Raw genomic sequence first — 5207 nt, forward strand, 5'->3', positions numbered from 1 at the left:
GGCTACCGCTGCCGATGTCGCCAGCGCCATCGTGCGGGTGAGCTCGGCGGTCTGCCTTTGCGATGCGGCCGAGCGCCGGGCGAGCGCGATGCGTGTCTGGTAGCCGCGGGCCTGGACGTAGTTGGAGGCAACATCGCCAACCAGGGTCAGCAGGGTCGAGCGGAGCTCTTCTTCCGAAGCGTCCAGGCCATAGCGTGCGGCCTCGACGGCCCTGTGGTTGGCGCCGAAAAGGTCAAGTTCCCAGCTGGCGTCGAACCCGGCCTGGTATTCGCTATAAACGGAATTCGAGCCCGAGGTGGTCGCGGCCGACTTGTTGCGCGTAGCCGACGCGGAACCGTCCAGCGACGGCGCCAATGCACCTGCGCTTTGGCGGTAGCTTGCGCGGGCTTTTCGAATCTTGGCCTTTGCGGCGGCGACGTCGAGATTGCCGGCAACGGCTTCTTCGACCAGCGCGTTGAGTTCGGGATCGCGCAGCTTCAGCCACCATTTGGACAATTCCGCCGGCTTGGCCGGCTTTGTCCCCGTCCGGTCGCTCCAGGTCGCCGGCACCACCATCAAAGGCGTCCGATAGTCGGGGCCGACGACGCAGCCGGAAAGCAGAGCGGCGGTGAACACGGGCAAAAGCAGCCCCTTCGCGGTCCGCAGACCACGTTCGAAACCTGTCATGTGAGAAACCCTTATTGCTGAGTGGCTGTGGCTGGCGTCCCGCCCGTATCCTGCCCAGAATCCTGCTTGGCTGCCTTGCCCTTGAAGATGCGGCGCACCGTGACGAAGAGAAGCGGCACCAGGAAGACGCCGATCACGGTCGCCGCGATCATGCCGCCCATGACGCCGATGCCGACTGAGTTCTGCGCGCCCGAGCCCGCGCCGCTGGCGATCGCCAGAGGCGTGACGCCGAGGATGAAGGCCAGCGACGTCATCAGGATGGGCCGCAGGCGTTGTCGCGCCGCTTCGAGCGTCGCCTCGACCAGGCCCATGCCTGCCGCCTGCCGCTCAATGGCGAACTCGACGATCAGGATGGCGTTCTTCGAGGCAAGGCCGATCGTGGTGAGCAGGCCGACCTTGAAATAGACGTCGTTGGTCTGGCCGAAGAGTGTGGCCGCCGCCAGCGCGCCGAAGATGCCGATCGGCACCGACAGCATGACGGCGAACGGGATCGACCAGCTCTCGTAAAGCGCGGCGAGGCATAGGAAGACGACGAGCGCCGAAATCGCATAGAGCGACATCGCCTGGTTGCCGGAAAGCTTCTCCTGGTGCGACAGGCCGGTCCATTCATGCGAATAGCCGGCGGGCAGTTGCGCGACCAGCCTGTCGATCTCGTCCATGGCGGCGCCCGAGCTCTGGCCGGCGGCCGCGGCGCCCTGGATCTCGACCGCCGCCGAACCGTTAAAACGCTCGAGCCTGGGCGAGCCATAGGTCCAGTGGCTGGAGGCGAAGGCCGAGAACGGCACCATCGCGCCGCCGGAATTGCGGACCTGCCATTTGTCCAGATCCTCCGGCTGCATGCGGAAGTCCGAATCCGATTGCAGATAGACCGGCTTCACCCGGCCGCGATCGATGAAGTCGTTAACGTAGTCGCTGCCCCAGGCGCTCGACAGCGTGTTGTTGATGTCGGCGAGGCCGATGCCGAGGGCGCTGGCCTTTTCCTGGTCGATGTCGACCGAGAACTGCGGCTGATCTTCCTGGCCGTTGGGGCGGGTGCTGGCAAGCAGCTTGCTCTGGCTGGCCAAGGCCAGCAACTGGTTGCGCGTCTGAAGGAGCGCCTCGTGGCCGGCGCCGTTGACGTCCTGCAGGTAGAAGTCGAAGCCGCTGGTGTTGCCGAAACCCTGGATGGCGGGGGGAGCAAGCGCAAAGACCTGCGCATCCCTGATCCTGGAGAAGGCGCCCATGGCGCGGCCGGCGACCGCTTGCGCGGCCATTGCCGGCGTTGTGCGCTTGTCGAAATCCTTCAGCCGAACGAAGGCGATGCCGACATTTTGTCCGGCGCCGCCGAAACCGAAGCCGGAAGCGGTGAACACCCCGTCGACCGCGTCCTTCTCTTCCTTGAGATAGTGGTCGGTCACTTGGGCAAGCACGCGCTCGGTCCGGTCCTGCGTCGCGCCGACCGGCAATTGCACGCTGGTTATCAGGATGCCCTGGTCTTCCTCCGGCAGGAACGAGCTCGGCAGCCGGGCAAACATCCAGCCCATGGCGATGACGATGGCCAGGAAGACGACGAGGAAGCGCCAGGAACGGTTGATGATGCCGTGCGAGCCGTCGCGGTAGGCGATGGTGCCGCGATCGAACATGCGGTTGAACCAGCCGAACGGACCCCTTTGCCTCGCATGGTCCTTGGCCGGGCGCAGGATGGTGGCGCAGAGCGCCGGCGTCAGCACCAGTGCCACCAGCACCGAGAGCACCATCGCCGAGACGATGGTGACGGAGAACTGCCGGTAGATGATGCCCGTGGAGCCGCCGAAGAAGGCCATCGGCACGAACACGGCCGACAGCACGGTGGCGATGCCGATCAGCGCGCCGGTGATCTCGTTCATCGATTTGCGCGTCGCCTCCTTCGGCGGCAGGCCTTCCTCCTGCATCACGCGCTCGACATTCTCGACCACGACGATGGCGTCGTCGACAAGCAGGCCGATGGCCAGAACCATGGCGAACATGGTGAGCGTGTTGATCGAATAGCCGAAGAAGGAGAGCACGCCGAATGTGCCGAGCAGCACTACCGGTACGGCGATCGTCGGGATGATGGTGGCGCGCAGGTTCTGCAGGAACAGAAACATCACCAGGAACACGAGCACGATCGCTTCGGCGAGCGTCTTCACCACTTCCTCGATCGACAGGCGCACGAAGGGCGAGGTGTCGTACGGGTAGACGACTTCGACGCCTTGCGGGAAGGTCGAGCTCAGGCGATTGATCGTCGTGCGCACCGCTTCCGCCGTGCTGATCGCGTTGGCGCCGGTCGCCAGGCTGACGGCGACGCCGGCGGCCGGCTTGCCGTTGTAATGGGCTTGGGTGGTGTAGCTTTCGGCGCCGATCTCGACCTTGGCGACATCGTTCAGCCGCACCAGCGAGCCGTCGGTGTTGCTCTTCAGGATGATGTTGCGGAACTGCTCGGCGGTCTGCAGCCGGCTCTTCGCCGTTACCGTGGCGTTGAGCTGTTGGCCCTTGCGCGCCGGGAGGCCGCCGAGCTGGCCGGCCGAGACCTGCGTGTTCTGCGCCTCGATGGCCGTGGCGACATCGCTCGGCATCAGCGCGTATTGCGCTAGTTTGTCCGGGTCGAGCCAGATGCGCATGGCATAGCCGGAGCCGAAAAGCTGCGTCGAGCCGACGCCTTCGACACGCTTCAGCGTGTCGTTGACGGTTGAGTCGACATAGTCCGCGAGGTCGGTCGAGTTCATCTTGCCGTCGCTGGAGACGAAGCCGATGACCATCAGGAAGCCGGTCGAGGATTTGGAGACGGTGATGCCGTTGCTCTGCACGACCTGCGGCAGCTGCGACTGCACGAGCTGCAGCTTGTTCTGCGTCTGCACCTGGGCGGTGTCCGCGTTGGCGCCGCTGGTGAAGGTCAGCGTGATCGAGGCCTGTCCGGTCGAGGTCGACGTCGCCGTCATATAGTCGAGATTGTCGATGCCGGTCATGCCCTGTTCGATGACCTTGGTCACCGAGTTCTCGACGGTCTGGGCATCGGCGCCGGGATAGCTGGCGCTGATGTTGACCGTGGTGGGCGCGATCTGCGGATATTGCGAGATCGGCAGCGACTGCAGCGCCAAGAGGCCGCCCAGCATGATCACGATGGCGATCACCCAGGCGAAGATCGGCCGGTTGATGAAGAATCCCGACATCGCTTCAGTTCCCGGTTGCGCCGGAGGCCGGCTGCTTGGCGGCACCGGCGGCATTGCCGCCGGCGGCGGTCGCCGAGGCGGAATTCTGCTCGCGGTCCTTGATCTCGCCGGTCGTTTCGTCGATCGTCACTTCGACCGCTGTCGCGTCGCCTCCGGCGCGCACCAGCTGCAGGCCCTCGACGATGACGCGGTCGCCGTCGCCGACGCCGGAATCCACCAGCCAATTGTTGCCGACGCTGTTGCGCACGCCGAGCACGCGCTGCTCGACCTTGCCCTGGGTATTGACGACCATGGCCGTCGCCTGGCCCTTGGGGTCGCGGGTGACGCCGCGCTGCGGCACCAGGAAGCTGTTTTGCGCGACGCCTTCCTCAACGATGGCGCGCACATACATGCCGGGTAAGAGCAGCCGGTCGGGATTGGGGAACTGGGCTCTGAGCGCGAAGGTGCCGGTCGACTGGTCGACATTGGCGCCGGCGAACTCCAGCTTGCCGTTCTGCGCGTAGATGGTGCCGTTGTCGAGCTTCAGCTTGACGCTGACATTGGTCCCGCTGAATTTCAGCCGGCCTTCGTTGATCGCCTGGCGCAGATTGAGCAGGTTGGTGCTCGACTGCGTGACGTCGACATTGATCGGATCGAGCGAGCGGATGGTGGTCAGCACCGTTTCCTGGTTGGCGGTGACGAGTGCTCCGGGCGTCAGCGAGGATTTGTCGATCCGGCCGGCGATCGGCGCGGTGATCGATGTGCGGTTCAGGCTGATGCGCGCGGTTTCGACGCCGGCCTTGGCGGACGCCACATCGGCTTGAGCCTGTGCCAATGTCGCGGCGGCATCGTCATAATCCTGCTTCGACACCACATGCTGCTCCAGCAATCCGGAGTAACGGTCGAACTTGGCCTGCGCGGTGGGGAGCGCGGCCTCTGCCTTCTGCTGGGCGGCGACGGCGCTGTCATAGGCTGCCTGATAGCTCACCGGATCGATGAGGTAGAGCGGCTGCCCTGCCACCACCTCGGCGCCTTCCTGGAACAGTCGCTGCCGGATGATGCCGTCGACCTGCGGGCGCACCTCGGCAATGAGCGAGGCAGCCGTGCGGCCCGGCAGTTCGGCGGTGATCGCGACCGATTGCGGATGCAGGGTGACGACGCCGACCTCGGGTCTGCCGGAGCCTCCCATGCCGGGTGGCACCTGGCTCTTCTCCTGCGAGCAGGCTGCCAGAAAGAGGGCTGAGCCGAGCGCCGCCATTGTTGCTTGCCGGCGTGTCGGCAGGAAGGCCTGGCTGAATGGAATTCGCATGGCGTGGATCATCTTTCGCTGGAGGTTTGCGCTGGAAGATCGTTGCTAGACGATCCGACCCTCAAGAGGGAGCGTTGGCCGAGTAC

3 protein-coding genes are annotated in these 5207 nt (G+C 65.2%); all 3 read right to left on the reverse strand.

The window, feature by feature from the left end:
* Positions 1 to 666: TolC family protein (locus EOA29_RS24255; RefSeq protein ID WP_189478970.1), on the reverse strand; the 666-nt coding region annotated here is incomplete at its 3' end.
* Between the two features lie 11 nt (positions 667 to 677).
* Positions 678 to 3833 (reverse strand): efflux RND transporter permease subunit, encoded by a 3156-nt coding sequence (locus EOA29_RS24260; RefSeq protein ID WP_126093432.1) that lies wholly within the window; start codon positions 3831 to 3833, stop codon positions 678 to 680.
* Positions 3834 to 3837: 4 nt separating this feature from the next.
* Positions 3838 to 5121: an efflux RND transporter periplasmic adaptor subunit gene (locus EOA29_RS24265; RefSeq protein ID WP_126093433.1), complete on the reverse strand. Its 1284-nt coding sequence runs from the start codon at positions 5119 to 5121 to the stop codon at positions 3838 to 3840.
* Positions 5122 to 5207: the final 86 nt, after the last annotated feature.

Origin of the sequence: Mesorhizobium sp. M1E.F.Ca.ET.063.01.1.1, from assembly GCF_003998155.1 — a bacterium.
GTDB lineage: Bacteria > Pseudomonadota > Alphaproteobacteria > Rhizobiales > Rhizobiaceae > Mesorhizobium.

Bases quoted from the DNA above. Each gene is read 5' to 3' on its own strand.
- EOA29_RS24260 (WP_126093432.1), bottom strand. From the start codon at position 3,833: ATGTCGGGATTCTTCATCAACCGGCCGATCTTCGCCTGGGTGATCGCC.
- EOA29_RS24265 (WP_126093433.1), bottom strand. From the start codon at position 5,121: ATGCGAATTCCATTCAGCCAGGCCTTCCTGCCGACACGCCGGCAAGCA.